This window comes from Binatus sp. (SeqCode) (assembly GCF_049584895.1).
In the GTDB taxonomy this organism is placed as follows: Bacteria; Desulfobacterota; Binatia; order Binatales; family Binataceae; genus Binatus.
In genome coordinates, this window is record NZ_JBAUYR010000017.1 from 19934 (window position 1) to 42686 (window position 22753).

A 22753-nucleotide genomic window follows, 5' to 3' on the forward strand; every position below is an offset into this window, starting at 1 on the left:
CCCTATCCCCTTCACCCTCGAGGGAAGAGGAACAATCGCAGATAGGTGATCAGTTCAGGTTGATCCTACGATGATGCCTGCAAGACGCGCCGCGCCAGGCACGGCGCCATTCGCGATGTACCATGGGGCGACTTCGTGGACGTGGACGCGGACCGCGGTCGCCGCAGGACCGGCTTTTGCCCTGGCGTAACTGTTGAGCATCGACTGAACTGCCAGCGACGCGCCCAAGATCAATCCTGCTACAATAGTTAAACGCATAATCTCTCCTCCACGCTCGCCCGCTCGACTTCGCGCGCGGGGTCCGGAAATTAGCCACGCCGGGCGTCCTGGCGGACGCCCTCTGCGTGACTCCCCTCTTCTCCCCCAGCGCCCCTTTCCCCCCGCTACACGCGCCCGGCAGTTCTACATCTCTTTGAATGCATCCTGCTCGAGACGCCATCGGTCGATCGATTCGATATTGAAGCGCCAGTCGCTGCCGACCTTGAACGCCGGTAGCCGTCCGCGCTTGAGCTGCCGATATATCGTCGAAGGATGAACCTTCAGATAGTCAGAGAGTTCCTTGACCGTCAGTACGTGACTGCTGTCGTTTTTCAACATCTCTCAGTTCCCCTCCTCAAATCCTGTTTATGGTCTCGCCCGATTACTCAAGCGACCTTTGAGGAGCCTAATCGCAAGTTGCGTGCCGAGAGACTGCGAATCGAAATGTCACACGAATAAAGCGGTCTGCGACTGCGATTGGATGCCGCAGACGGTAGGATTTTGCCACTACGACCGAAAAATGACAGTCGCGCCATCAACGCGACGTATCAATGCTCTCCGTCGCGTTCCTGGGACGCTTGTTGTCCCATTCTGACTGCCCAGAGTCCCGTTAACTGCGAGTTAAACCTTGCCGATCAGCTCGCGCGCGACCTCACGGACGCCATCGAGCAGCGCCGCTTCGTCGGCGCCGCGTTGCAGCAAAATCAGCCGGCTCACGCCGAGGTCGGCGTAGCGCTTCGCGGTGTCGCTTGTGACCTTCACTCGCGGACTTGGCGTGATGCTTATCTCCACGTCCTCGAAGCGACGGTTCGCCGCCTTGCACGCCGTCCGCAAACCCTCGACGCACTTCGCGGTACCGTCGAGGTCCTGCGCGAACCCGTACCATCCGTGGGCGAGGCGCGCGGCCCGGCTGAATGCCTCCCTGGTATGCCCGCCGAACACTATCTCGGGATGCGGCTGCTGCACCGGGCGCGGCATCGCGTTGACGCCCTTGAACGAAATCCATTTGCCGCTGAACTCCGGCTTCGGCATCGACCACAACGCGATCATCGCCGCGAGCCATTCCTCGGAGCGCGCTCCTTTGTGATCGAAGGGTGCACCGATCGCGTCGAACTCCGGCTTCAGGTATCCGACGCCGATTCCGAAAATCAGCCGCCCGTTGGACAACACGTCAGTCGACGCTAGTTCTTTGGCGAGCACCACCGGGTTGCGCTGCGGCAATATGATGATACCGGTGCCGAGCCGAATCCTGGTCGTATGCGCTGCGACGAACGCGAGCGAGATCGCAGGATCGAGCATCGGGTAGTCGGCAGCCACTGGGGACGGCGGCGCCTGCGGGTCGGGCAGTATCACATGCTCGCCCGTCCAGACGCTTTCGAAGCCAGCGTCTTCGGCCGCGCGCGCGACGGCAGCGGCGCATTTTGGAAACGCACACGGTCCATTGTTGATTCCGAATAGTCCGAATTTCATTTTTTCACCTTCTACGTATCGTCAGTACTAGTCGCAAGGCGCCGAGAACACTGCCGCGTCGAGCGCGGCTCCGGGTTTCTTCGCTTCGCTCAGAATGACACAAAAATAGTTCGAAGAGGGAGAAGACCTGCGACCTGGGTCTTCTTAATCCTTGGTGCAGAAGTTACCCCTGCATTGACGCGGCGTATCACCCGTCTTCATAATCGCATCGACTACGACTCTTTCCGATGAGGCGGATGAGGCGGGCGTGCGATGAGATGTCCCCAGTGCGGTAACGAAAATCAGCAAGGCGCGGCGTTCTGCTCTCGATGCGGTACGCGGCTGTTCGCGCCCAAGCCGTCTGCAGTTCGCGAGTACGCGCTGGCCACGTTCCGCCCCTCGCTATGGTACTACGCCAACGGATTCCTGGTCGGCGGGATTCTGATCGCGGCCGGCGGCCGCCTGCTCTACGTCAAATTTCAACCGATCCAGGCGGCATTCGTAGTAGTCGCGCTCGGCGTGCTGACGTGGCTGGTCACGATGATTCGCGCGCGAACCGTCAACTGGAGCCTGACTTCCGATCGGCTCATCGAAAAGCGCGGGCTGGTCGCGTCGCGCCGGCGCGAGATGGAACTGGCGGACATCCGGTCGGTGGAAGTCGACAAGCGCGTCTTTCAACGGATGTTCGGACTCGGCGACATCACGATCGCGTCGGCCGCCAGCGCCGACTACGCTATCCGTCTCAACGACATCCAGGATCCCGATCTCGCCGCCGAAACGATTCGCAAAGCGCGGCTTAAACGGATGGCGTAAGCGCGATGAGCAAGCGACCAGACCTGCGCTACGAACGACGGCTGTGGAAAGTCGGCATCGAGGCGGTAGCCGGCGTCGACGAAGCGGGCGTCGGTCCGATGGCGGGTCCGGTGGTCGCGGCCGCGGTCGTCTTCGCGCCGGAGACGTTCATCCGCGGCGTGCACGACTCGAAGCAATTGACGCACGAGCAGCGCGAGGAGCTGTTTACCCCGATTCGCGAGCAGGCAATCGCGGTCGGAATCGGAGTTGCCGAAGTGAATGAGATCGATCGTCTCAACATCTTTTGGGCGACGATGTCCGCGAGCCGCCGTGCGCTCGAAGCCCTGGGGCTCACGCCCGGCCACGTGCTGGTTGATGGTCGCTTGATTCCCCGCCTCGAACTGCCGCAAACCAAAATCGTGGGCGGCGATCGCAAGAGCTTCTGTATCGCAGCCGCGTCGATCATCGCCAAGGTCACACGCGACCGCATGATGGTGGACCTCGACGGCCAATATCCCGGCTACGGTTTCGCGCAACACAAGGGCTACTGCACCAACGAGCACATGCAATTGCTGATCAAGCTCGGCCCATCGCCAATCCATCGCCGATCATTCTGGCCAGTGGCAGCATCGGCGCAGCGCCTTCTATTTTGATATCGCTCCGCTTGACGAAACCCAGTTTTTCACTTTCAATCAAAGTTCCTCCAACTGCATTAATGTTGACTACGGTTTACCACTATCTCCGATCGGGTTACGCTTAAACCACGATGGCACTCGAACGCGACAAGCATACTGCTCAGCACGCGCTGCTGACTCTTCACGAGAGTCAGCTGCTCGACCTCTATCGACGCATGACGCTCATCCGGCGCTTCGAAGAGAAGACCGCCGAGATGTACAGCCGCGGCAAAATCACCGGCTTCTGTCATCTCTATGCCGGCGAGGAGGCTGTCGCGGTCGGCTCGATCTACGCGCTCTACGACAAAGACTACGTCGTCTCGACCTATCGCGAGCACGGGCACTGCCTCGCCAAGGGCGCCGACCCGCGCCTCGTGATGGCCGAGTTGTTCGGCAAGTCCACCGGCATCTCGCATGGACGCGGCGGATCGATGCATCTGTTCGATCAGGACCTGCGCTTCATGGGCGGATACGCGATCGTCGGCGGCGGATTGCCGATCGCATGCGGCCTCGCCCTCGCGGTCAGCTACAACGAAGGCCCCGAGGTCGTCTGCTGCTTCTTTGGGGACGGCGCACTTCCGCAAGGCGCGTTTCACGAGACGCTGAACATGGCGTCGCTGTGGAAGCTGCCGCTGGTTTTCATCTGTGAGAACAACTTTTACGGGATGGGCACTCTGGTCCAGAACGCGATCAGCCAGGAGGAGCTCTACCGTTTTGCCGAGCCGTACAAGATGCCGGGCGTGCGGGTGGACGGGATGGACGTGCTCGACGTTTACGGCGCGACGATGGAGGCGGTCGCTCGTGCGCGCGCCGGTGACGGACCGTCGTTGATCGAGGCGGTGACGTACCGCTTCCGCGGTCATTCGATGTCCGATCCTGCGGAGTATCGCTCGAAGCGCGAGGAAAGGATCTGGCAGGAGCGCGACCCGATCAAGAATCTGCGACGCCGCCTGCTGACCGAAAAGCGCGCGACCGAATCGAAGCTCACCGAAGTCGAGAATGAAGTCGCCGCGACTATCGATGACGCGGTCAAGTTCGCCGACGAATCGCCCGAGCCCTCGATGGATGAACTGGGCAAGGGCGTGTACGCGTCCGAGGATAAGTGATGGCGCAAATCACGTACCGCGAAGCATTGAATCAGGCCCTGCGTGAGGAACTCGATCGCGACGAGCGGGTCTTCATCATGGGCGAGGAAGTCGGCTACTTCGGCGGCGCGTTCAAGGTCACTGACGGCCTGCTCGCGGTTTACGGGGAGAAGCGCGTGCGCGACACCCCGATTTCGGAACTGACTATTGTCGGCGCAGGCATCGGCGCTGCGATGGGCGGGCTGAAACCAGTAGTAGAATTGATGACTATCAACTTCGGGCTGCTGGCTATGGATCAAATAGTCAATAGCGCTGCCAAAATACACTTCATGTTTGGCGGCAAGGCTAATGTGCCAGTAGTCATTCGCGCTCCACAGGGCGGAGGCCATCAGCTGGGCGCGCAGCACAGCCAGAGCCTCGAAGCGTATTTCCTCCACTGTCCCGGGCTCCGCGTCGTCATCCCAGCTACGCCCGCTGACGCCAAAGGACTGCTGAAAACCGCGATTCGACAGGTCGATCCGGTGGTCTTCCTCGAACACGAGTCGCTGTATGGTGTGAAGGGCGAGGTCCCCGAAGATCCCGAGTACCTGGTGCCGTTCGGCAAGGCAAATGTAATTCGCGAGGGTAAGGATGTGACTATAGTCACTTACTCGAAGTGCGTATACGACGCGATCGCAGCGGCTGAAGTCCTCGAGAACTCCGGCATCGACGCGGAGATAGTTGATCTGCGAACGCTAAACCCGCTCGACATGGAGACCGTCATCGCGTCGGTTAAGAAAACCGGCCGCGCAATCGTAGCCTACGAAGGATGGCGCACCGGTGGCGCCGGCGCCGAGATCGCGGCGCAGATTCACGAGGCCGCATTCGATTCGCTGGACGCGCCCGTGGTCCGCGTCGCCGCGCTCGACAGCCCGATGCCGTACAACAAGCATCTCGAGCACGCTTCGCTGCCGAGCGCGGGTGACATAGTGAAGGCGGCGGAGCAACTGACCTAAGACCCCAGGGCGGGAAATCATGAGCAACGAAATCACGATGCCCAAGCTCTCGGATACGATGGAGGAGGGAAAGATCCTCCGATGGCTCAAGCATCCGGGCGACAAGATCGCGCGCGGCGAGGCGATTGCCGAAGTCGAGACCGACAAGGCCGACATGGTGCTCGAGTCGTTCGAAGAGGGCGTGCTCGACCAAATCAAATTGAACGAAGGTGAGAGCGCGCCGGTCGGTGCAGTGATCGCGCTGATGAAATCTGCGGGCGCGAAGGAATCCAAACCTCAAGCCAAGTCCGACGCCAAAGCCGCGGCGACTGGCGAGTCCAAATCGCGAGCCCAGTCTGACGAAAAGCCGGCCACACTTGATGCGATGGAGAATCCGGGCGCCGAAGCGGCCGCGACTCCGGATGTGCCCAAGCCGGTCGCGATCAAGCCGAAAGCCGCCGAGAAGAAAGAGCCGGCCCGGAAGCCTATCTCGCCGGCTGCTGTCGTCACCGATGGATCCGCGGGCGATTTGCACGTGCATCCTGCTATGTCCGCGAACCTCTCTGCCGCGCCAACCGCGATTGCGGCGCCGCCGCCGCGTCCTGAGCCGCCTAAGCCAGCGGTTGACGACGAGGCTGGCGACGGCCACAAGCTGCGCGCCTCTCCGCTCGCGCGCCGCGCCGCCGAAGAAGCCGGCATCGACATCACGCACGTTCGCGGCACTGGTCCCGACGGGCGCGTGACCAAGCGCGACGTCGACAACTTCCTGCGCGAGCAACAGCTGTTCAAGTTCCGCCGGCTGGTGTCGCCGCGCGAGGGCGCGCCCGGCTCGCGCGAGGAACTGTCCGCGATGCGCAAGACGATTGCGAAGCGGATGGCCTTGTCGAAGCGCGAGATCCCGCACTTCTACGTCACGGTCGAAGTTGCGATGGAAGACGCGGTGCGCTTGAAGGACTCGCTCGAAGCGACCGAGCTGTTCGAGGAAACCGTCACCTACAACGACATCATCGTGAAGGCGTGCGCGCTCGCGCTCGGGCGTTATCCGCGCATCAACGCGAGCTACGAAGACGATGGCATCGTCATTCATCCGAACGTCAACATCGGCGTCGCGGTCGCGGTCGAGGACGGTTTGATCCTGCCGGTGATTCATGGATGCGAGCGGCTGTCGCTGCTCGAAATCTCGCGCGCGGCGCATCGCCTCGTCGCCAAGTCGAGCCGCGGCGGTTTCACCTCGGACGAACTGTCAGGCGCGACCTTCTCGATCTCCAACATGGGCATGCTCGGCATCGAGCACTTCGCCGCCGTGATCGTTCCGCCGCAGGCTGCGATTCTCGCAGTGAGCGCGATCAAGGACCGGCCCGTCGTGCGCAACGGACAGCTCGCAGTCGGCAAGACGATGATGATGACGGGATCGTTCGATCATCGCATCGTTGACGGCGTCGTCGCCGGCCGCTTCCTGCAGGAGCTGAAGCGCTTCCTCGAGAATCCGTCTAGCCTGCTGCTGTGAGCGATCAGGTCAGCTAGCCGCTTCCCTGCTGACGATCGCGATGATGGTCTCGGCTGCCGATCGGCCATACTCGTTGGATCATTGCGAACAGAAACGCGGTAGTGAGCCCGAACAGCAACATGCCGTTCAGAGCCTCCAGCGCGCCCATCAGTTGCCAGCGATCTTTCAAGAACAACGCGGCGTGACCGTAACTCGTCATCGCGCTGATCGAGTAGAGCATCGCGGTCCGCGCGTCGGGCAGTGCGTCTAGAAACCAGTAAGCGGCCGCCCAGATAGCAGCTTCGATTCCATGAAGGATGGTCGCGAGCAGAGATGTTATGGCCATCACGACTGCGAACTTGAACATGAACCTGCGGCGATCGACGGACTCGGCCAGGACTTTGACGACGCTTTCGCCGATGACCGCCAGGCCGCAGACGTGAATGACGACTGTCAGGACGATCAAGGGCAGACTCCATGCCCAGTCTCCAGTCCATGTGCCCACACCGGTTGGATGCATTCGTGACCCTCGCGGTGAGTCTACATCGCGGGCGCCCCGCATTGGGACGCCCGCTATTCACCGCGCGATCGGTCGTTAGTTGGTGGTCTTCCCTTGCAACTGGGAAAGGCGATTCGGAATCTTCTGCGCCCAGTAGTCCATCGCGTTCTGTGCGTCGCCCCATTTGAATGAAGCCGCACTCTTGAGTCCCATGCCGCCTGCGCGCTGATCGACAGCCTCGGCCAGCAGCTCACCGCTGACAGAATCGGTCACCTTCATTTCGGCTTCGGCGGATCCTACGAACGCGTAGCTGTCAGTCGCGAGCGACTGCGCCATGTTTAGCACGCGAGCTTGCGGGACGATTACCGAGACGGTGCGAAGGCCGGGGACGGCAGTGGTCGCGTCCATCAGGGCTACGTGCAAAGTCATCACGCCGGGGCCCGGCTGATCGACCAGGGTGAAGCTCTTGGAGAGGTTGGTCTGCAGCGCGTTGTAGAAGTATTCAGTCAGCACTGCCTGATCCGCCTGCGATACTTTCGAATCGGCAGCCGCCCAGAACTCAACCGGCATCAACTGTATCTTGGTGTAGCTAGCCCACTGGACGTTGGGATTTATCCAAGCCAGCGCGGCACCGCCCTCCGGTCCCGGAGCCAGCTTGGACGCGTCGGGGCCGAGGAATCCCGTCACTGCGCTAGGTAGAGGACCGCCCGACTGGAGCGCCTTCGCCGCGGACGGCTGGCTCTCGACGGTCGTCGAGCATCCCGACGCCAGGAGCGCCGCCGCGAGAGCCGCGGCGGCCACGCCGGCCAACATTCTGTTTCGCACACTGTTCATCATCACAATCTCCTTCCTAATAGTGACTCTGCCAAAATGATTGCACCCGAGACTTAAAAATCGGGCAAATCTTACAGGATAGGTTGATCCCCTTCGATTGTACTTTGGTACAATACGGCGCTGGTGCTCGCTCAATGGCGATCATCCGTCATTCGAGGTTCAGCGACGATAATTCTCGTCGACGTGATCCGCGATATGCTGAAAGACCTCGCGCCAGTAAGGCGGGTCGATTCCGTCCTTGTCTGCGGTTCGCACGATCACGACCTTCGTCTTTGGCGAGACGAAGATGAACTGACCGTAGGTGCCGATGCCCATATAGCTGTAGTCGCCCTTCCCCTGCGAAACGCCCCACCAAAGGTACTTGTAGTAGCCACCGTTGTCCTGCCATCGAGAGAACGTCTCCCATGGACGATGGTCATTCGGATCTCTGACCGTGGACTCGGCCGCCCAATTGTCCGGAACGATCTGCTTGCCGTTCCACTTGCCGTTGTTCAAGTACAGCCGTCCGAACTTGGCCAGGTCGATAGCCCTGGCGTTGAGCAGTATAGGTGTTAGCTCGAAGCCGTCCTGTTCACTGTCGATACTCCAGGTGGCGGGATATTCCATACCGATGGGCTCCCAGATCTTCTCCTGAAGATACTGGCTAGGCGGGCGATGAGTAGTCCGTTCGAGGATCAAGCCCAGTAGTTCGACGTTGAAGTTGTTGTAGTGAAAAGACTGCCCCGGAGGTTCCATGATCTTCAGATCGGACAGGAGTAGCTGTCGAAGATCAGGATAGTAGCCAGCCAGCACAAATTCGTCCCAGGGGAAAAAGCCTATCCTGTATTGAATTCCCGATCCCATAGTCAGGAGATTTCTGATCGTGATGGGATCGAAGCCCTGATCCTTCAGTTCGGGCAGGTAATTGGTGATAGGATCGTCGAGACTCTTGATATAACGCTCGGCGATAGCTATTCCGACGAGCGCCGAGGTGACGGACTTCGATACCGACCATGCTGTGCAAAGTGAGTCGCGCGCATAGCCGTTGAAGTAGTCCTCGTATAGGACCTTGTTGTCTCTGATAACTATGAACGCATGAGTGCCGGTCGAGCGGAGCAGCTCAAACAGCGCGACACGCTCGACCGCATCGCCTTCCTTATATTCGACAGTATCCGGAACCGCATTGCGGTTGCCCGGCGCGAAGTGATACGCATCCGGCCCCTTGTCGATCGGGTGATACCCATAACGCTTGTAATCGTCGGAACGCGATGTGAACGGAAACTGCGCGCCCCACACGAAATAGCGATAGAGAAATCCCGGTTGCGTCCATGGAGCCGCACTGGCGGAGGCGGCGAATATCAGGCAGCCTGCCAGGCTTAGTAACAGCGCGAGGAATGGGCGACGATTTGCAGAAATCAAGTTGCTTTACTCCTCGCCTTTTTGGATCGGATCGAGAATGGAATCGCCGTCGCCGCATCGAGGACCGCCTCGCGCAGATCGGTTTCGGTCAACGGCCCGATCATGAAAGGCATGAGCCGTTTGCCCATCCGCAAGAGCGCGAAGCCATGCAGAATCGACCAGAACGTCAGCGCGGCGGCCTTGATCGTCTTCTGGTCGCGCGCGGCGCAGGTCTCCGCGATGAGAGCTTCGAACCGTTGATGAAAGCTGTTGGCGACCTGGACTAGCGACGGATCGCGCGGGTCGTCCGCAGTGAGCAAATGGGAAACAAACATCAGCCGAAACAGTTGCGGGCGTCGCGCCGCGAAGGCGAGGTATGCCCGCGCTCCAGCGGCCAGGCGCGCAGACGGCATCCGATTCTTGGCAATCGCGGCAAGAGCTGCGCTTTGCAGATGCCTGAATCCGTCGGCAGCGATCGCGGCGAGCAGCTCCCGGCGATCGGCAAAATGCCGGTACGGCGCGGCGCGCGAGACGCCGAGCGACGCGGCCAGATCGCGCAGCGACAAGGCCTCGAAGCCGATTTCCTCGATCTGCTTCGCGGCGGCAGCGATCAAAGCCTCGCGCAGGTTCCCGTGATGATAAGAGCGATCTTCCGAGCTGCACTCTCCAATCGATGTTGTTGGCGCTCACATTACCTGCTGATGTAAGCGGTGTCAACATCAGAATTGCTTGCTCGCCGGAAGCCACCCAATAGCGCTCACCCTTATGCGATGCTCTAATGCGGGGAATGATCGTCGACTGGATTTATAACAACCCGACCTGGTTGTGGGGACCGATCGTGGTCGCGGTGTTTGTGATCGTTGGATGCGGCGGGCTGCTGATTTTCCATCAATTGGTCCATGTGAAACTGCGGCGGGCTCATAACGACCTGGCTGGATTCACCTTTGCAATCGTCGGCGTGCTGTACGCGGTGCTGCTGGCGTTTATCGCAATCGCCACGTGGGAATCCTTCAGCAGGGCGTCGGATATCGTCGAGAACGAATCGGACTATGCCGGCGGGATGTACCTCGATACCGCCGGTTTGCCGGATGCGAAGGGGCAGGAGATTCGCGACGCGCTCGCGAAGTATGTGAGCGTCGTCATCGGGGTCGAATGGCCGATCCAGCGGACCGGCAAAACGCCCGACCAGGGATGGAAGCCGCTGCGCGACCTGGCAACGGCGATCGCGACGATACATCCGCAGAATTCGGGCGAGGCGGTGATCGAAGCTGAGATGCTCAAGACGTGGAACGAGCTTTACGACGCTCGCAGCGCGAGGCTGTCGGCAGTTCAAGGGCATATCCCGGGCGTCATCTGGGCGATCGTGTTTTTTGGTGCGGCGATCACGACCGCCTATACTTATTTCTTCGGCTACGAACACTTCGGGATGCATCTGGCGATGACGGCGACGCTCGCCGCGACGCTTGGGCTAATAATCGTGATGATCATCGCGCTGGACTGGCCGTTCCGCGGAGAGATAAGCGTCTCGCCAGACCCGTTTATAATGACGCAACAGTCGTGGGCGGAAGCGCCGATTCCGCGGAAGTAAGCTTTTCTCCGAGGGGACCTCTTTTACTCGTTGCTCTAATTGAGGACACGAATTGAGGACACGAATCTTGAATCTGTGAACTCCGAACGATTCGACGCGTTATGATTGACAAGCCCAACACAGTACGAACAGCGCTAGACGTGCTCTTGGCGAGAGTCTCCGACGAGCTACGAAAAGGCTTGGCAGCAGGGACGGTCGTCCCCTCAGAGGTGCCACAAACTCGCTGGAAGTTGGTTGCGCCGCTACAGATCGATGACAATGGCATCTTGAAAGGTGGCCGCCGCTCCGAAACCAAACTGGCGAAGACTTGGGCATTTGCGGCTTCGGCTGCCGCACAGGCGGCGAGTCAAACGGAGGAATACAATGCCGTCATAGTGCTGCTAGCTTCTACCTTTGGCATCGACCTCGCAAAACAACATCTGAGCCAATTCCTGTCTTCCATGACTAGGACAATTCTGGAACCCGAAGGAGCCTCTCGACGAACGATCGATTCTCTTGTCTCAATGTTTCTTGACGAGCTCAGCGGCAAACCCGTGACGTATGGAGCGGAGATCGAACTACAAGGGATCATGCTTCAGATGGAGCACATCGAATTAGCAGAGGGTATAACTCTCCGTCGGCCAGTGACGGCTGACTTCGAAAGGGAGATGGATCTCGACATCACATTCGGTTCTTCAAATGCTTCCGCAATTATGCGAATTGAACGAATCGGACTGAACGCCAATGACATCCAGCGGGGAGGTGACGCGGGCGATCGCCGTTCTGCGCCTGTTCTGCGTCGCCAGTGTGAAGTGGATCTGCATGCGACAGTTTTCGGAATCCTTGTTCATGCCCGCGAGCTGGACGATGCATAATGGACCGCATGAAATCGTTAACCATGTCGGTAAGATCAATTCTCAAGATCGACAAAAACTTGAGTCCTTTTGGAATCGGATGGATTCCTGCGTTCCACCTGATTTCTCGTCGAATCCAAATACTGAATCCGATCACCTTGCGATCGCCTTCGAACGGTATAGTGCCGCACTTACTCGGCCCGGGCTGCTAGAGGAAAAAATCGCTCAAGCCGTGATGGCTCTCGAAGCGGTCCTCATAAACGAAAACTTAGAGCTCGCGTACAAACTTCGGGTACGTGCGGCCAAATTGCTTTCCTTCTTTGGAGACGACGCCATTCATGTAAACCGTGTACTTAAGGACGCTTACGGTGTCCGGAGCACATTCGCTCACGGTGATCGTCTTTCTTACAAGAAAAACAAAAAGCTCGATGACTGGTACAAGCCCGTTGCTAATTTGCTTGTAGAAACCCTTGATATTTTGCGGAAGGTGCTCGTGACCGCAATCTTGATCCGAAAAGGAAAAGATCACTTGATAGACATGATCGATTATGCGCTGATCGACCAGCAGCGCCATGCCGCGTTGGAGAACCAACTGCGCATCGTGCGGCAATACCTGTAACCCCGTACTGTTTCGACCAGTCGCAGCATCAAAGAATTATGGAAACCCGGTATTGTACTTCCACTGGCGCCGCGGCTGCCACTCCCCAATAGAGAGAAGCCATATCCGGGATTCTTCGCTTCGCTCTGAATGACACAAAACGAAAAGCGGAGGACTGCGGGCTGCCCTTACTCGATGGTCTCATTAGGGGAATAATATTGTGAACGAAACTTTTAGAGGACTTCATCATCTTGGAAAATTCTCGGTATGACCTGGTTGTGATTGGTTCTGGCCCTGGGGGATATGTTGCCGCGATTCGGGCGGCGCAGTTGAAGATGCGCGTGGCGGTGATTGAGCGCGATCGGCCTGGCGGGGTGTGCCTCAATTGGGGGTGTATTCCTTCCAAGGCGCTGCTCAACTCCGCCGGCGCGATGGATACGATTCGCGGGGCGGCGAAAGAGCACGGGATCGAGACGGGCGAGGTTCGGTTTGATTTCTCCAAAGTGATTGCGCGGTCGCGGGCGGCGGCCGAGAAGCTGTCCAAGGGCGTCCTTTACCTTTTTCGTAAAAACAAAATTGACTACTTCGAGGCGGACGCGGTCGTTACCGGGCCGCATTCTGTTGCGCTCCGCCAAGTCGAAGGGAAGGCGGCGCCGGCTGCGGCCACGCTCGAGGGCGAGCGCATTCTGATTGCGGCGGGCTCCGCCGAGAAATTGTTTCCGGAGATGAAAGTTGGCGACGGCGTCGTGACCAGCCACGAAGCGCTGGTGCTCGACAAGATGCCCGCGAGCGTGGTGGTGATTGGCGCGGGCGCGATTGGCGCCGAGTTCGGATATTTCTACAGCGCGTTTGGCGCGAAGGTTACGATGGTCGAGCTGGAAAAGCAGATGCTGCCGGGGTTCGACGCGGAAGTTGCCGAGGAGTTGCGCCGCGCGTTCGTCAAGCGGGGAATCACGGTGATGTTGGGGCATGGCTACAAGTCGATGGCGCGCAAGGGTGAGCTGTGGTCGGTCGCTGTGAATGCGGAGGGCGCCGAAAAATCGGTCGAGGCCGAGGTGGTGCTGGTCGCGGTCGGGCGCACGCCGCTCAGCATGAACTTCGGACTCGAGAAGCTTGGGATCGAACTGGAGCGCGGCGGGTTTATCAAGGTGAACGATTCGTTCCAGACCAGCGTGCCGAGTATCTACTCGATTGGCGACGTGATTCGGCCGCCGCTGCTGGCGCACAAGGCGAGCTCCGAGGGGATCGCGGCGGTGGAAATAATGGCTGGGGTGCGCGAGCCCGGCTTCGACCTGCTCGCGATTCCGGGATGTATTTACTGCGAGCCGGAGGTTGCGACAGTGGGACTCAGCGAGGCGGAGGCGAAGGCGCGTGGGATCGAGGTGAAGGTCGGCAAGATTCCGTTTCGTGCGATGGGCAAGGCGGTTGCGATTGGCGAGACGGCGGGGTTTGTGAAAATCGTCGCGACCAAGGAATACGGCGAAGTGATCGGATGCCAGATTATCGGACACGCCGCCACCGATATCATTTCGGAAGTCGTGCTCGGCAAGGCGCTCGAGACTACGGTCACGGAAATCGGCAAGACGGCGCATCCGCATCCGACGATGTCCGAGGCTATCATGCAGGCGGCTTTGGCGGCGGATGGGGAAGCGATAGACTTCTAGCGGCTGCTTCGGATGACACAAGAATCGAGCAAGCGGAACCTGACCCCTGACCCGTTCCCGTCGTGGGAAGGGGAACAGGAAAGGCGTCGTCTTGACGTGTCCTATCCCCCTCACCCCCTTTCCACAATGGAAAGGGGGGACAGAAAGACCGCGCCCTTCCCAAGTGGGAAGAAGGACAATCGCGAGAGTCAGTCGAATGGGCGCGGGGCGCTAGCAGTTGCGGAGACGGGGATGGTCGATTATGACGACGCGCTCGCGATCCAGACTGCGATGTTGGCGGCGCGGATTGAGGGGAGCGTCGGCGACACGCTTCTGATGATGGAGCATCCGCATGTGTTCACGCTTGGACGCGGGGCGGATGAGCGGTTTATTGTCGGCAACACTCAAGCTGTGCCGATTCGGCGGGTGTCGCGCGGCGGGGAAGTCACATATCACGGGCCCGGGCAGTTGATCGGCTATCCGATTCTAAAACTCGAAGGGCGCGAGCGCGACGTTACCAAGTACCTGCGCAGTCTCGAGGCGGCGATGATCGATGCGCTCGCGAAAATTGGAATCGAAGCCGGGCGGCGTGATGGGATGACGGGCGTGTGGGTCGGCGCGCGCAAGATCGCGTCGATTGGCGTGGGCATCCGGCACTGGACTACGTGGCATGGCTTCGCCCTTAACGTATCCACCGATCTCCGCTACTTCGATTCGATCGTGCCGTGCGGGATCGAGGGATGCCGCATGACTTCGGTTTGCGAAATCACCAATCGCGCGGTGTCGGTGCGCGAGTTCGCCGGCGTAATGCGCGAGAGTTTCGCGCGAATATTCCTTTACGATGAAATCATTTCGCGCATATCCGATGCAGAGCTTGCGCCTCATTCAGTGACAACCGATGGCTGAACGGAAGCATCCAGACTGGATTAAGGTTCGTGCGCCGGTGTCGCCCGAGTATTTTCGGACCAAGGCGATTCTCGGCGAGCTCAAGCTGCATTCGGTTTGCCAGGAGGCTTGCTGCCCGAATATCGGCGAATGCTTTTCGCATCGCACGGCCACCTTCATGCTGATGGGCGACGTGTGCACGCGGAATTGCCCATACTGCGCAGTCGCGCACGGCAAAGTGCGTCCGCTCGACGCCGACGAGCCACGGCGGATCGCAGAGGCGGTGGCGCGCCTGGGATTGCAGCACGTGGTCGTAACCTCGGTCGATCGCGACGATCTGCCCGACGGCGGCGCGGCGCATTTCGCGGCTACTGCAGATGCGATCAAAGCGAATCCGGAGCCGGCGCGCGTCGAGGTGCTGGTGCCCGACTTCCAGGGCGTGTTCGCCAGCGTAGAGACGGTGGTGGAATCGCCAATCGATATTTACAACCACAATATCGAAACCGTGCCGAGCCTGTATCGTTCAGTTCGGCCGGGTGGGAACTATCAGCGATCGCTCGACGTGATTCGTCATGCGAAGGACGTCGCGCGCGGACTCGGCAAGCCGATGTTCACCAAGGCGGGGGTGATGCTCGGGCTCGGCGAGACCAACGATCAACTGCTCGAGGTGATTCGCGACCTGCGCGACGTCGAGTGCGACATCCTGACGCTCGGACAGTATCTGCGGCCGTCAGCGGATCATATTCCAGTGGCGCGATACGTGCCGCCGGCGGAGTTCGCGGAGATCAAGACCGCGGCGCTCGCGATGGGGTTCCATCATGTGGAGTCGGGGCCGCTGGTGCGGAGTTCGTATCACGCATGGGAGCACGTCTGACGGCAACCTAACCCCTAGCCCCTTCCCATCGTGGGAAGGGGGACCGGAAATCGCCTTGTCCTGTCCTATCCCCCTCGCCCCCTTTCCACAGTGGAAAGGGGGGACAGAGAGAGGCTGAGTCGTTCGCATTGCGGGACGGGGAAGCAGCTTACAGCTCGCTGATCGCGAGTTTGCTGACTACAGCAAAAATAAACGCCGCGGGAGGTTTAGTTCCGCGGCGTGTTTGTTGCGAATTATGTTCGGGCTTTCAGCTTACCACTGCTCCTCGTGGAGCTTTTTGACCTCATGATCGCGCGTCTGCAGGTATGCGTCCTGGACGGCGCCGTAAAGATCAACCGCGTAGCGATCGGCTTCCTCGAACTGGTTCATATGCAATGAGCGGTAGTTCACCGCTTCTGCTGCGCGCTGGCCGGTGTTCACGACGATCGTTATCCAGGTCGGAAGCAGGTAGTCCATCGGATTCATCGCGCCGTCTGCCACCAGCCCGATCGTGTCGCCAACCGTCGAAGGGCCAAAGAACGGTAGCATGACGTACGGTCCGGTCGGGATGTTGTAGTAGCGAATCGTTAGGCCGAAATCGTTGGGATGCTCTTCGAGTCCGAACAGTTCCTGGGCAGGATCGAAGAAGCCCGCCAATCCGATGGTCGAGTTGATTCCGAAGCGAGCAACTTCAGTGCTGGCCTCGGCCAGCTTGAGCTGGAACAGGTTATTGGCGAACCGCGGGATAACGCGAACGTTGTCGAAGAACCGGCCGACGCCCTCGCGCACGGGCTCCGGCGCAATGAACGAGTATCCCTTGGCTACCGGCCGCAGCACCCAATCATCGAGCTTCAGGTTGAAGGTGAACATCGGCTCATTGAACCCGGACAACGGATCGGGGGTGACGCCCTGGTTCTCGCCCGGCGGGGGTTGTACGGCAGCCGCCGACTGTGCGGCCGGATTCTGCGACAGTGGCGCGACGTCCTGGCTCAATGCCGGAGTCGCAAACGAAACGACCGCGAGCATTGACGATGCGAGCATCATCCATAGCGCGCCTGCCTTTTCGATTTGTTTCGGACCAGATGTCATTTGCCTCTCCATGGCGTTACCGTCCTGAATTCTTCTGATCAAGGTTATCTTTCCGGCCGCGACGAATCCATACTTGCTAGTGGTTGGCGAGACTTGCCGCCAGGGCCGCTTGTTTAGCCTTCAAATCGGCGATTAGAGTTGCGTACCCCTTGCTGTTCATCACGCGATTAAACTGATTGCGGTAGTTCGCGATGATGCTGATTGCGTCGACCGTGACGTCGTAGATCTTCCAGGTGCCGTTCTCTTGCAGCAAGCGGTAATTCACGTGGATAGGCTCGCCCTTGGGCTCGACGATATCGGTGTTGACCTGGGCATATTGAGGGCCGTCGTTGGTGACACGCAGGAAGTTTACCTGCTGGCCGCTGTAGTCGTTAATCTTGCTCAGGTAGGAATCTTCGATAAAGGCCACGAAGGCATTGGTGAACTCTTCCTGCTGAGCGGGGGTGAGCTCCTTCCAATGGTAGCCGAGGGCCGACTTCGCCATTTCTCTGAAATCGAAGCTTGCGGCGACTATCTGGCGCAGCTTGTCCTGGCGCTGAGCGAGCGGAGTACTCCTGTCGCGGAGTACCTCGAGAGCCTGGTTGACGGTGGTTTTTACGACGGACATCGGATCATCGGCCCAGGCTGGCGCAATGAATCGGGACGGCGCAAGGCTGACGACGAGCGCGGCGGCGACGGTAAGCATCACGATCGCGCGTCGAGGCAGTTGCATAGTTCGAAGGGTGGAATTTGACGTCATCATATTTCCTGCTTTCTCGCGTTGTCCGGTCATTTGGCCGATTTTTCAGGCTTCTTCGCTGTTGTGTCCGAGCAGTTACAGTTTGAGTTGCCGCTGTTGACGCTGTTGCCGTTATTGCTGCTGTTGCTACTGCCGGAATTATTTATCAACTGGCCGATCGCGTCCTCGAGCACGAAGGCCGACTGGGTTTGCTGAATCGTGTCACCATCCGCGAGGTAATGATCGCCAGGGCCGAGCTGGATAGAAACATATTTGTCTCCGATTATTCCGCTGGTCTTGATCGCCGCGATTGCTTGATCATCGATCTTCACGCCATCGTTTATTCGCATTGCGACTTGCGCGCGATAATCCTTGATTCCGATATTCACAACTTTACCGATCTGAACGCCGGCAAGTTGAACCTGGTCACCGACTTTCAAGCCTGAAATATTATCGAAACTTGCATAGAGGGTGTACCCCGGTGGAGGGAACAGCGAGATCTTGCCGAGCGATAGCGACAGAACCGCCAGCGCGACAATTCCGAGAATCGCGAAAATCCCGACGATGAGCTGCGTGGTTCGACTTGCGTACATAAGTTTTCGTCTCAGCCCTCGAGGGCTGCTTCGTTCTCCTCGCCGGATGCTTTGCCAGCCAGAAAGCGCTTGAAGACCTCGTCGTCGGCCGCCATCACCTCGGCCACTGTGCCGTTGAGACGAGTGCGGCCATTATGGAGAAACGCGACGTGGTCGGAAACCTTGAAGACCTCGGGCACGTCGTGACTGACCATTACGACGGTCAGGTGAAAATTTTCCTGCGTACGCCGGATGAGTTGATGAATCGCTGCGGTGCGAGTGGGATCGAGGCCGGTGGTCGGCTCGTCGAGCATGAGAATTTTCGGGCGGTGCACCAATGCGCGGGCCAAAGCGGCACGTTTTTGCATCCCACCGCTCAATTGCGATGGGAACTTATCGTCCATACCCTCGAGTCCGACCGCTTTCAGCGTTTCGCGGACGCGCGCGGCGATCTCCTCGCGACTGAGGTCGGTTTTCTCGACCAGCGGGAAAGCGACGTTGTCGAAAACCGACATCGAATCGAAGAGTGCGCCGGACTGAAAGAGCATTCCGAGTTTTTCGCGCACGGCGTCCAGCGATCGTCCGCTGATTTTGGTCACGTCGACGCCGTCGATCACGATGGTGCCCGCGTCAGGCCGCAGCAGCAGGTTAAGATGCTTGAGCAGAACGGTCTTGCCGGAGCCGCTGGGGCCGACGATGGTCGTAATCTGGCCGGCCGGGAAATCGAGGGTGACGCCGTCGAGCACCTGCTGCTGGCCGAAGCGCTTGCGCAGGTCGCGCACTTCGATTGCGTTGCCGGCGCGGGCAGTATCCCGAGTTTGTGCACCGGCTTCGCGAAGGTTGATTTCAGGTTGGCTCATGATTGATCAAATCGAGTCGGCATGCGTTTCACAAAAGGATTGACCCAAGAAAATAGTCGAACGCCAGAATCAGGACGCTCGACAACACGACGGCTTCAGTGGTGGCGCGGCTGACGCCCGTCGCCATCCGTTCGGCGTGATATCCCTTGTAGCAACAGACCCACATTACGACCACGCCGAATACCAGGCCCTTGTAGAGACTGATCATGATGTCGTGGCCGGTCATGTTAGCGGCGATACCGTTGAAGTACGGACCTGAGGGCGCGCCGAGCAGGCCGACCCCGATCATGTAGCCGCCGAAGATTCCAATCACATCGAATATCGCGGTCAGCAGCGGAAAACTGAACACGCCCGCGATCATTCGGGGCGAGACCAGGTACTGCACCGGGTTGATGGCCATTACGGTGAGTGCGTCGATCTGCTCGGTGGCCTGCATCGAGCCGAGCTCTGCGGCCATCGCGGAGCCGGCGCGCGCGGTGAGCATGATAGAGGCCAGGACCGGGCCCAGCTCGCGCACGAGCACGAGAGCGACAACAGTACCAAGCGCACCCTCGGACCCGAAGCGGCGCAGCGTATTGTAGCCCTGCAGGCCGAGCACCATGCCGGTGAAGCCGCCGATCAGAATGATCAGGAAGAGCGAATCGGCGCCGATTATCCGTATCTGCCTGACCCACAGCCGCGGCTTGTACGGCGGGACGAAAACATAAAGGACCGAGTACAGCAGAAAAAGGACGAAGTCGCCGAGGTCGACGATGCCGTCGAGCACAACAGCGCCGAGCCGCTCAATCATTTCAACGATCGACATCAGGCTTTTTTCAATTTTTAGTGGTGGGCAATTCCGAGCCGGGCCAGCTGGCTTTGTGTATGGGTGGCAGTTCCCGCGCGCTCGAACTCGGCGAGATCGGCGATCACGTCGAGATCCAGCGCTGGCCGCGCCAGTCGCAGCACTCTAGCTGGAACGTCGGCAGTCCGGCAATCGTCCAGATGGCGCACCAGGCTCATGCGGCCGAACCGGGTCGGGACGGCGTCGGCGGGCGAGCGGCATATGATGTTGGTCCCGGAGAAGTCGCGCGAGGGCACCAGCACCGCGCCGCGCCCGGCGGGCATCGCGTCAAACACCGCGTCGATATCTTCGGCGGTGGTGAGCGGGATGTCGGAGAGCACCGTGCAAACCGTTCGTGCACCGTGGGCAATCAATGCCGAGATGCCGAGCGCGACAGCGACGTTGAGACCGCGCGGGAATTCTTCGTCGATGAGCAGCGCGCCTGCCGCGCGCGCCATCGCGAGCAGCGCCGGGTCGGACGTAACCACGGCGACGTGGTCGGCGGCAGTGGCAGCGAGCGAGGCCGCCAGCACGTCGCGAAACATCGCCTCCGCCAGCGCGCGGCGCTCGCCGGACGGCAGAGCTGGCGCGAGCCGGGTCTTGGCGAATTCGAGTTGCTTGGCGGCAATCAGGATGAAGCGCACGGCGTTTCTTTATAACCTAACCAACGCGAGCATCCAACGGGAAACCTGCGTTAGTTTAGGAATTCAGGACCGGCACGGTAAAAGTTACCCGCTTCGCGCCCGCGGTTGCGACCGGCGGTGAAGGCTTGACTAAGTTTCTCTGCGCGATTCAACATAAATTGTAGATTTTTCCGGCGCTGGTCCGATCATTGCTCGATCTGAAGGCGCATTGGTCTGGGAGGACCGTACCCTGATGAACCTGAAACGAACCAACCCCGCCCGGACCTGGGCAATAGCCGCGGTCGCCGCGATAGTCCTGATTGGAACCGGATGCCATCACAAGTCCGTCGACGATTACCTGTCGGCGGGCGACGCGGCGATGCAATCGACCAAGCTGTCCGAGGCCGAAACGGACTACCAGGAAGCGGCGAAGATCGCGCCGAACGACCCGCGCGTGCATATCGCGCTCGGCAATCTTTACGTATTCGAGCACAAGCCATCTGACGCGCAAATCGAGTTCATGAAGGTGCTCGAAATCGATCCGAAAAACGCGGCGACCCACGTCGCGCTCGGCAATCTGTATAACGATCAGAATGAACGCGGCCTTGCGGAAAATCAGTACCGCGCCGCAGTGGCGCTCGAGCCCGACCGGGCAGATTACCATCTCGATTTGGGCGAGATACTCAGGCTCGAAGGCAAGACCGCGGCGGCCGAGGATCAAATTCGCACCGCGATCGGACTCAGCCCCAAGGATGCGAAGGCGCATCTGGCGCTGGCGAATCTGCTGGCGACGGAACCGGGCCGCGCGACCGAAGCCAACGCGGAGTTCGACGAAGTGCGCGCACTCGATGCCAAGCTGATGCCGGCGCCGGCCGCGACCACGGCCGGTACCACGCCGCCGGTGCAACCAGATACGACGACCGCGTCGGCACCGCCAGCGGCAGGAGCCGCTCCGCAGGTTAAGCCGCTCAACAAGCTTTTCCTGCTAACCAAAAATTCGCCGGTATATCAGAATCCGGATGAGACCAGCTCTACCATCGGGCAGGTGCGGCGCAAGAAGTACGTCCACGTCACCGGCATCGCCGGCGACTATCTACAGATCAGGCTCAAGAACGGCACGACGGGGTTCATCCCAGTGTCGGCCGCCGAGTAGATGCTGGTACTGTCATGGGGGACAATTTTTGTTTTCGAGGTGATGGGTGATGGCTAAGGGAGATATCGTCACGCGGGAAGTGACCTATCCGGGGCGCGCTTGCGCGCTCAAGTCGTATGTTGCCGAACCGGCTTCGGCGGAGACGTCGCCGGCGGTAATCGTGGTGCAGGAATGGTGGGGGCTGAACGAGCACATCCGCGACATCGCGCGCCGGCTGGCACGTGAAGGATATTTCGCGATCGCGCCGGACCTGTACTCGCGCCAGGGTCACAAGGTCGCGACCGATCCCAACGAAGCCGCGCGTCTGATGGGTGGCCTCAACAAGGCAGACGGCATCGCGGATCTCCAAACCACGGTCGAATGGCTGCGTGCGCAAAAGCAGACGCATTCGACGCGCATCGGTATCACCGGGTTCTGCATGGGTGGCAGCTACGCGTTGCTGTTGCCGTGCGAGAGCAAGGAGATATCGGCCGCGGCGCCGTTCTACGGCGAAATTCCGGCGGACGAAAAACTTGAGCGCCTGAACTGTCCGATTTTTTACGCCTACGGCGAGAACGACGGATGGATCCAACGCGCCGACGTCGAGCGTCTGATAGCGGCGCTGAAGAAATTCAACAAGCAGGGCGAGGTCAAGATCTACAAAGGATGCTCGCACGGATTTTTCAACGACACGCGCGCCGACGTCTATCGTCCCGAGGAAGCAAAAGACGCGTGGGAGCGAACGCTCAAGCTGTTCGCCGCAAATTTGAAAGGGTGATTCGGCTGCTAGATCCTTACTGTCCTCGAGGCCCCGGATTTTCGTCGCTTAGGTTTCTGAGTCTTCGGCTGCCTTCGGACATGCTTTTCGACCGCGTCCAGATATTTGTTTCCCGGCTGAGGCAGGGAGCGCAGCAGTCCGACCAATTCACGCCCGGTAAAGCTCTTAGTTGAAACCGGGACTATCTCGCAGACTGGCACGCCGCCTCGTTTTACGACGAACATCTCGTTGCGATACCGCACACGGTTGACGACTTCTGAAAATCGCCGAGCTGCTTCAGTGGCTGAAATTTCCGATTTCATGATTATCTGATTCTATGATTGAGAATGG

Annotated in this window: 27 protein-coding genes; 13 read left to right on the top strand and 14 right to left on the bottom strand. The window is 59.6% G+C overall.

Annotated elements, in window-relative coordinates:
• Nucleotides 1-54: 54 nt before the first annotated feature.
• From WB650_RS03200 to WB650_RS03210, 3 genes are all read right to left on the bottom strand, one after another.
• Nucleotides 55-258, bottom strand: a complete 204-nt coding sequence (locus tag WB650_RS03200; RefSeq protein WP_422304311.1) for a hypothetical protein — start codon at nucleotides 256-258, stop codon at nucleotides 55-57.
• A gap of 144 nt (nucleotides 259-402) precedes the next feature.
• The gene (locus WB650_RS03205) at nucleotides 403-597 is read right to left on the bottom strand and encodes a helix-turn-helix domain-containing protein (protein ID WP_422297497.1); all 195 of its coding nucleotides are present in this window, start codon (nucleotides 595-597) and stop codon (nucleotides 403-405) included.
• A gap of 282 nt (nucleotides 598-879) precedes the next feature.
• Nucleotides 880-1728, bottom strand: coding sequence for an LLM class F420-dependent oxidoreductase (locus WB650_RS03210; protein WP_422307074.1), 849 nt, complete (start codon nucleotides 1726-1728; stop codon nucleotides 880-882).
• Between the two features lie 252 nt (nucleotides 1729-1980).
• Between WB650_RS03210 and WB650_RS03215 the strand changes: the two genes are divergently transcribed.
• From WB650_RS03215 to WB650_RS03235, 5 genes are all read left to right on the top strand, one after another.
• Nucleotides 1981-2520 (top strand): PH domain-containing protein, encoded by a 540-nt coding sequence (locus tag WB650_RS03215; protein WP_422307076.1) that lies wholly within the window; start codon nucleotides 1981-1983, stop codon nucleotides 2518-2520.
• 5 nt (nucleotides 2521-2525) lie between these two features.
• A complete protein-coding gene (locus WB650_RS03220; protein ID WP_422307078.1) occupies nucleotides 2526-3152 on the top strand; it encodes a ribonuclease HII in 627 nt (208 codons plus the stop codon).
• Between the two features lie 113 nt (nucleotides 3153-3265).
• Nucleotides 3266-4279, top strand: coding sequence for a pyruvate dehydrogenase (acetyl-transferring) E1 component subunit alpha (pdhA, locus tag WB650_RS03225; RefSeq protein WP_422307080.1), 1014 nt, complete (start codon nucleotides 3266-3268; stop codon nucleotides 4277-4279).
• A complete protein-coding gene (locus tag WB650_RS03230) occupies nucleotides 4279-5253 on the top strand; it encodes an alpha-ketoacid dehydrogenase subunit beta (protein WP_422307082.1) in 975 nt (324 codons plus the stop codon). The genes pdhA and WB650_RS03230 overlap by 1 nt, the downstream gene beginning before the upstream one ends.
• 19 nt (nucleotides 5254-5272) lie before the next feature.
• Complete coding sequence (locus tag WB650_RS03235; RefSeq protein WP_423959389.1) at nucleotides 5273-6739, top strand: dihydrolipoamide acetyltransferase family protein; 1467 nt, start codon at nucleotides 5273-5275, stop codon at nucleotides 6737-6739.
• A 13-nt stretch (nucleotides 6740-6752) separates the two neighbouring features.
• Here WB650_RS03235 and WB650_RS03240 read toward each other — a convergent pair whose 3' ends face one another.
• From WB650_RS03240 to WB650_RS03255, 4 genes are all read right to left on the bottom strand, one after another.
• A complete protein-coding gene (locus WB650_RS03240) occupies nucleotides 6753-7238 on the bottom strand; it encodes a hypothetical protein (RefSeq protein ID WP_423959391.1) in 486 nt (161 codons plus the stop codon).
• A gap of 75 nt (nucleotides 7239-7313) precedes the next feature.
• Nucleotides 7314-8054, bottom strand: a complete 741-nt coding sequence (locus WB650_RS03245) for a DUF3313 domain-containing protein (protein WP_422303570.1) — start codon at nucleotides 8052-8054, stop codon at nucleotides 7314-7316.
• Between the two features lie 156 nt (nucleotides 8055-8210).
• Nucleotides 8211-9449, bottom strand: a complete 1239-nt coding sequence (locus tag WB650_RS03250; RefSeq protein WP_423959393.1) for a serine hydrolase domain-containing protein — start codon at nucleotides 9447-9449, stop codon at nucleotides 8211-8213.
• Complete coding sequence (locus WB650_RS03255; protein ID WP_422303294.1) at nucleotides 9446-10042, bottom strand: TetR/AcrR family transcriptional regulator; 597 nt, start codon at nucleotides 10040-10042, stop codon at nucleotides 9446-9448. Before WB650_RS03255 ends, WB650_RS03250 begins: the two co-directional genes overlap by 4 nt.
• Before the next feature lie 164 nt (nucleotides 10043-10206).
• Here WB650_RS03255 and WB650_RS03260 point away from each other — a divergent pair, with 164 nt between their 5' ends.
• The 6 genes from WB650_RS03260 (at nucleotide 10207) to lipA (ending at nucleotide 15849) form a co-directional block, all read left to right on the top strand.
• A complete protein-coding gene (locus tag WB650_RS03260) occupies nucleotides 10207-11016 on the top strand; it encodes a hypothetical protein (RefSeq protein WP_422303295.1) in 810 nt (269 codons plus the stop codon).
• A 101-nt stretch (nucleotides 11017-11117) separates the two neighbouring features.
• A complete protein-coding gene (locus WB650_RS03265) occupies nucleotides 11118-11870 on the top strand; it encodes a hypothetical protein (protein WP_422303296.1) in 753 nt (250 codons plus the stop codon).
• On the top strand, nucleotides 11863-12468 hold the full coding sequence (locus WB650_RS03270) for a hypothetical protein (protein WP_423959395.1): 606 nt from the start codon (nucleotides 11863-11865) through the stop codon (nucleotides 12466-12468). The genes WB650_RS03265 and WB650_RS03270 overlap by 8 nt, the downstream gene beginning before the upstream one ends.
• Nucleotides 12469-12698: 230 nt before the next feature.
• Nucleotides 12699-14111, top strand: a complete 1413-nt coding sequence (gene lpdA / locus WB650_RS03275) for a dihydrolipoyl dehydrogenase (RefSeq protein ID WP_422303262.1) — start codon at nucleotides 12699-12701, stop codon at nucleotides 14109-14111.
• 126 nt (nucleotides 14112-14237) lie between these two features.
• On the top strand, nucleotides 14238-14996 hold the full coding sequence (gene lipB, locus WB650_RS03280; protein ID WP_423959397.1) for a lipoyl(octanoyl) transferase LipB: 759 nt from the start codon (nucleotides 14238-14240) through the stop codon (nucleotides 14994-14996).
• Nucleotides 14989-15849 carry a lipoyl synthase gene (lipA, locus tag WB650_RS03285; RefSeq protein WP_423959399.1) on the top strand — a complete coding sequence of 287 codons (861 nt, stop codon included), beginning with the start codon at nucleotides 14989-14991 and terminating at the stop codon, nucleotides 15847-15849. The genes lipB and lipA overlap by 8 nt, the downstream gene beginning before the upstream one ends.
• A 252-nt stretch (nucleotides 15850-16101) precedes the next feature.
• Here lipA and WB650_RS03290 read toward each other — a convergent pair whose 3' ends face one another.
• The 6 genes from WB650_RS03290 to cofC form a co-directional block, all read right to left on the bottom strand.
• Complete coding sequence (locus tag WB650_RS03290; RefSeq protein WP_423959401.1) at nucleotides 16102-16917, bottom strand: MlaA family lipoprotein; 816 nt, start codon at nucleotides 16915-16917, stop codon at nucleotides 16102-16104.
• Between the two features lie 76 nt (nucleotides 16918-16993).
• Nucleotides 16994-17629, bottom strand: coding sequence for an MlaC/ttg2D family ABC transporter substrate-binding protein (locus WB650_RS03295; protein WP_422303266.1), 636 nt, complete (start codon nucleotides 17627-17629; stop codon nucleotides 16994-16996).
• Nucleotides 17630-17685: 56 nt separating this feature from the next.
• Nucleotides 17686-18228 carry an outer membrane lipid asymmetry maintenance protein MlaD gene (gene mlaD / locus WB650_RS03300; protein WP_423959404.1) on the bottom strand — a complete coding sequence of 181 codons (543 nt, stop codon included), beginning with the start codon at nucleotides 18226-18228 and terminating at the stop codon, nucleotides 17686-17688.
• Between the two features lie 11 nt (nucleotides 18229-18239).
• Nucleotides 18240-19067: an ABC transporter ATP-binding protein gene (locus tag WB650_RS03305; protein WP_423959405.1), complete on the bottom strand. Its 828-nt coding sequence runs from the start codon at nucleotides 19065-19067 to the stop codon at nucleotides 18240-18242.
• A 28-nt stretch (nucleotides 19068-19095) separates the two neighbouring features.
• Nucleotides 19096-19872 carry an MlaE family ABC transporter permease gene (locus WB650_RS03310; RefSeq protein ID WP_422306114.1) on the bottom strand — a complete coding sequence of 259 codons (777 nt, stop codon included), beginning with the start codon at nucleotides 19870-19872 and terminating at the stop codon, nucleotides 19096-19098.
• A gap of 17 nt (nucleotides 19873-19889) precedes the next feature.
• Nucleotides 19890-20534, bottom strand: a complete 645-nt coding sequence (gene cofC, locus WB650_RS03315; protein WP_422306116.1) for a 2-phospho-L-lactate guanylyltransferase — start codon at nucleotides 20532-20534, stop codon at nucleotides 19890-19892.
• Nucleotides 20535-20766: 232 nt separating this feature from the next.
• Here cofC and WB650_RS03320 point away from each other — a divergent pair, with 232 nt between their 5' ends.
• Nucleotides 20767-21666, top strand: coding sequence for a tetratricopeptide repeat protein (locus tag WB650_RS03320; protein WP_422306118.1), 900 nt, complete (start codon nucleotides 20767-20769; stop codon nucleotides 21664-21666).
• A gap of 49 nt (nucleotides 21667-21715) precedes the next feature.
• Nucleotides 21716-22423, top strand: a complete 708-nt coding sequence (locus WB650_RS03325) for a dienelactone hydrolase family protein (RefSeq protein WP_422306120.1) — start codon at nucleotides 21716-21718, stop codon at nucleotides 22421-22423.
• A gap of 8 nt (nucleotides 22424-22431) precedes the next feature.
• On the opposite strand, the gene WB650_RS03330 is transcribed toward WB650_RS03325, so the two are convergent.
• The gene (locus tag WB650_RS03330) at nucleotides 22432-22725 is read right to left on the bottom strand and encodes a type II toxin-antitoxin system Phd/YefM family antitoxin (RefSeq protein ID WP_422306122.1); all 294 of its coding nucleotides are present in this window, start codon (nucleotides 22723-22725) and stop codon (nucleotides 22432-22434) included.
• Nucleotides 22726-22753 lie beyond the last annotated feature (28 nt).

Excerpts from the sequence above, each read along its gene's own strand:
- WB650_RS03290 (WP_423959401.1), bottom strand. The coding sequence starts at position 16,917 with ATGACATCTGGTCCGAAACAAATCGAAAAGGCAGGCGCGCTATGGATG.
- WB650_RS03330 (WP_422306122.1), bottom strand. The coding sequence starts at position 22,725 with ATGAAATCGGAAATTTCAGCCACTGAAGCAGCTCGGCGATTTTCAGAA.
- WB650_RS03245 (WP_422303570.1), bottom strand. The coding sequence starts at position 8,054 with ATGATGAACAGTGTGCGAAACAGAATGTTGGCCGGCGTGGCCGCCGCG.
- pdhA (WP_422307080.1), top strand. The coding sequence starts at position 3,266 with ATGGCACTCGAACGCGACAAGCATACTGCTCAGCACGCGCTGCTGACT.
- WB650_RS03295 (WP_422303266.1), bottom strand. The coding sequence starts at position 17,629 with ATGCAACTGCCTCGACGCGCGATCGTGATGCTTACCGTCGCCGCCGCG.
- lipA (WP_423959399.1), top strand. The coding sequence starts at position 14,989 with ATGGCTGAACGGAAGCATCCAGACTGGATTAAGGTTCGTGCGCCGGTG.
- WB650_RS03320 (WP_422306118.1), top strand. The coding sequence starts at position 20,767 with ATGAACCTGAAACGAACCAACCCCGCCCGGACCTGGGCAATAGCCGCG.
- WB650_RS03205 (WP_422297497.1), bottom strand. The coding sequence starts at position 597 with ATGTTGAAAAACGACAGCAGTCACGTACTGACGGTCAAGGAACTCTCT.
- WB650_RS03240 (WP_423959391.1), bottom strand. The coding sequence starts at position 7,238 with ATGCATCCAACCGGTGTGGGCACATGGACTGGAGACTGGGCATGGAGT.
- lipB (WP_423959397.1), top strand. The coding sequence starts at position 14,238 with ATGGAAAGGGGGGACAGAAAGACCGCGCCCTTCCCAAGTGGGAAGAAG.
- WB650_RS03310 (WP_422306114.1), bottom strand. The coding sequence starts at position 19,872 with ATGTCGATCGTTGAAATGATTGAGCGGCTCGGCGCTGTTGTGCTCGAC.
- WB650_RS03220 (WP_422307078.1), top strand. The coding sequence starts at position 2,526 with ATGAGCAAGCGACCAGACCTGCGCTACGAACGACGGCTGTGGAAAGTC.
- WB650_RS03260 (WP_422303295.1), top strand. The coding sequence starts at position 10,207 with ATGCGGGGAATGATCGTCGACTGGATTTATAACAACCCGACCTGGTTG.
- mlaD (WP_423959404.1), bottom strand. The coding sequence starts at position 18,228 with ATGTACGCAAGTCGAACCACGCAGCTCATCGTCGGGATTTTCGCGATT.
- WB650_RS03235 (WP_423959389.1), top strand. The coding sequence starts at position 5,273 with ATGAGCAACGAAATCACGATGCCCAAGCTCTCGGATACGATGGAGGAG.
- WB650_RS03200 (WP_422304311.1), bottom strand. The coding sequence starts at position 258 with ATGCGTTTAACTATTGTAGCAGGATTGATCTTGGGCGCGTCGCTGGCA.
- WB650_RS03270 (WP_423959395.1), top strand. The coding sequence starts at position 11,863 with ATGCATAATGGACCGCATGAAATCGTTAACCATGTCGGTAAGATCAAT.
- WB650_RS03230 (WP_422307082.1), top strand. The coding sequence starts at position 4,279 with ATGGCGCAAATCACGTACCGCGAAGCATTGAATCAGGCCCTGCGTGAG.
- WB650_RS03325 (WP_422306120.1), top strand. The coding sequence starts at position 21,716 with ATGGCTAAGGGAGATATCGTCACGCGGGAAGTGACCTATCCGGGGCGC.
- WB650_RS03265 (WP_422303296.1), top strand. The coding sequence starts at position 11,118 with ATGATTGACAAGCCCAACACAGTACGAACAGCGCTAGACGTGCTCTTG.
- WB650_RS03210 (WP_422307074.1), bottom strand. The coding sequence starts at position 1,728 with ATGAAATTCGGACTATTCGGAATCAACAATGGACCGTGTGCGTTTCCA.
- WB650_RS03305 (WP_423959405.1), bottom strand. The coding sequence starts at position 19,067 with ATGAGCCAACCTGAAATCAACCTTCGCGAAGCCGGTGCACAAACTCGG.
- WB650_RS03215 (WP_422307076.1), top strand. The coding sequence starts at position 1,981 with ATGAGATGTCCCCAGTGCGGTAACGAAAATCAGCAAGGCGCGGCGTTC.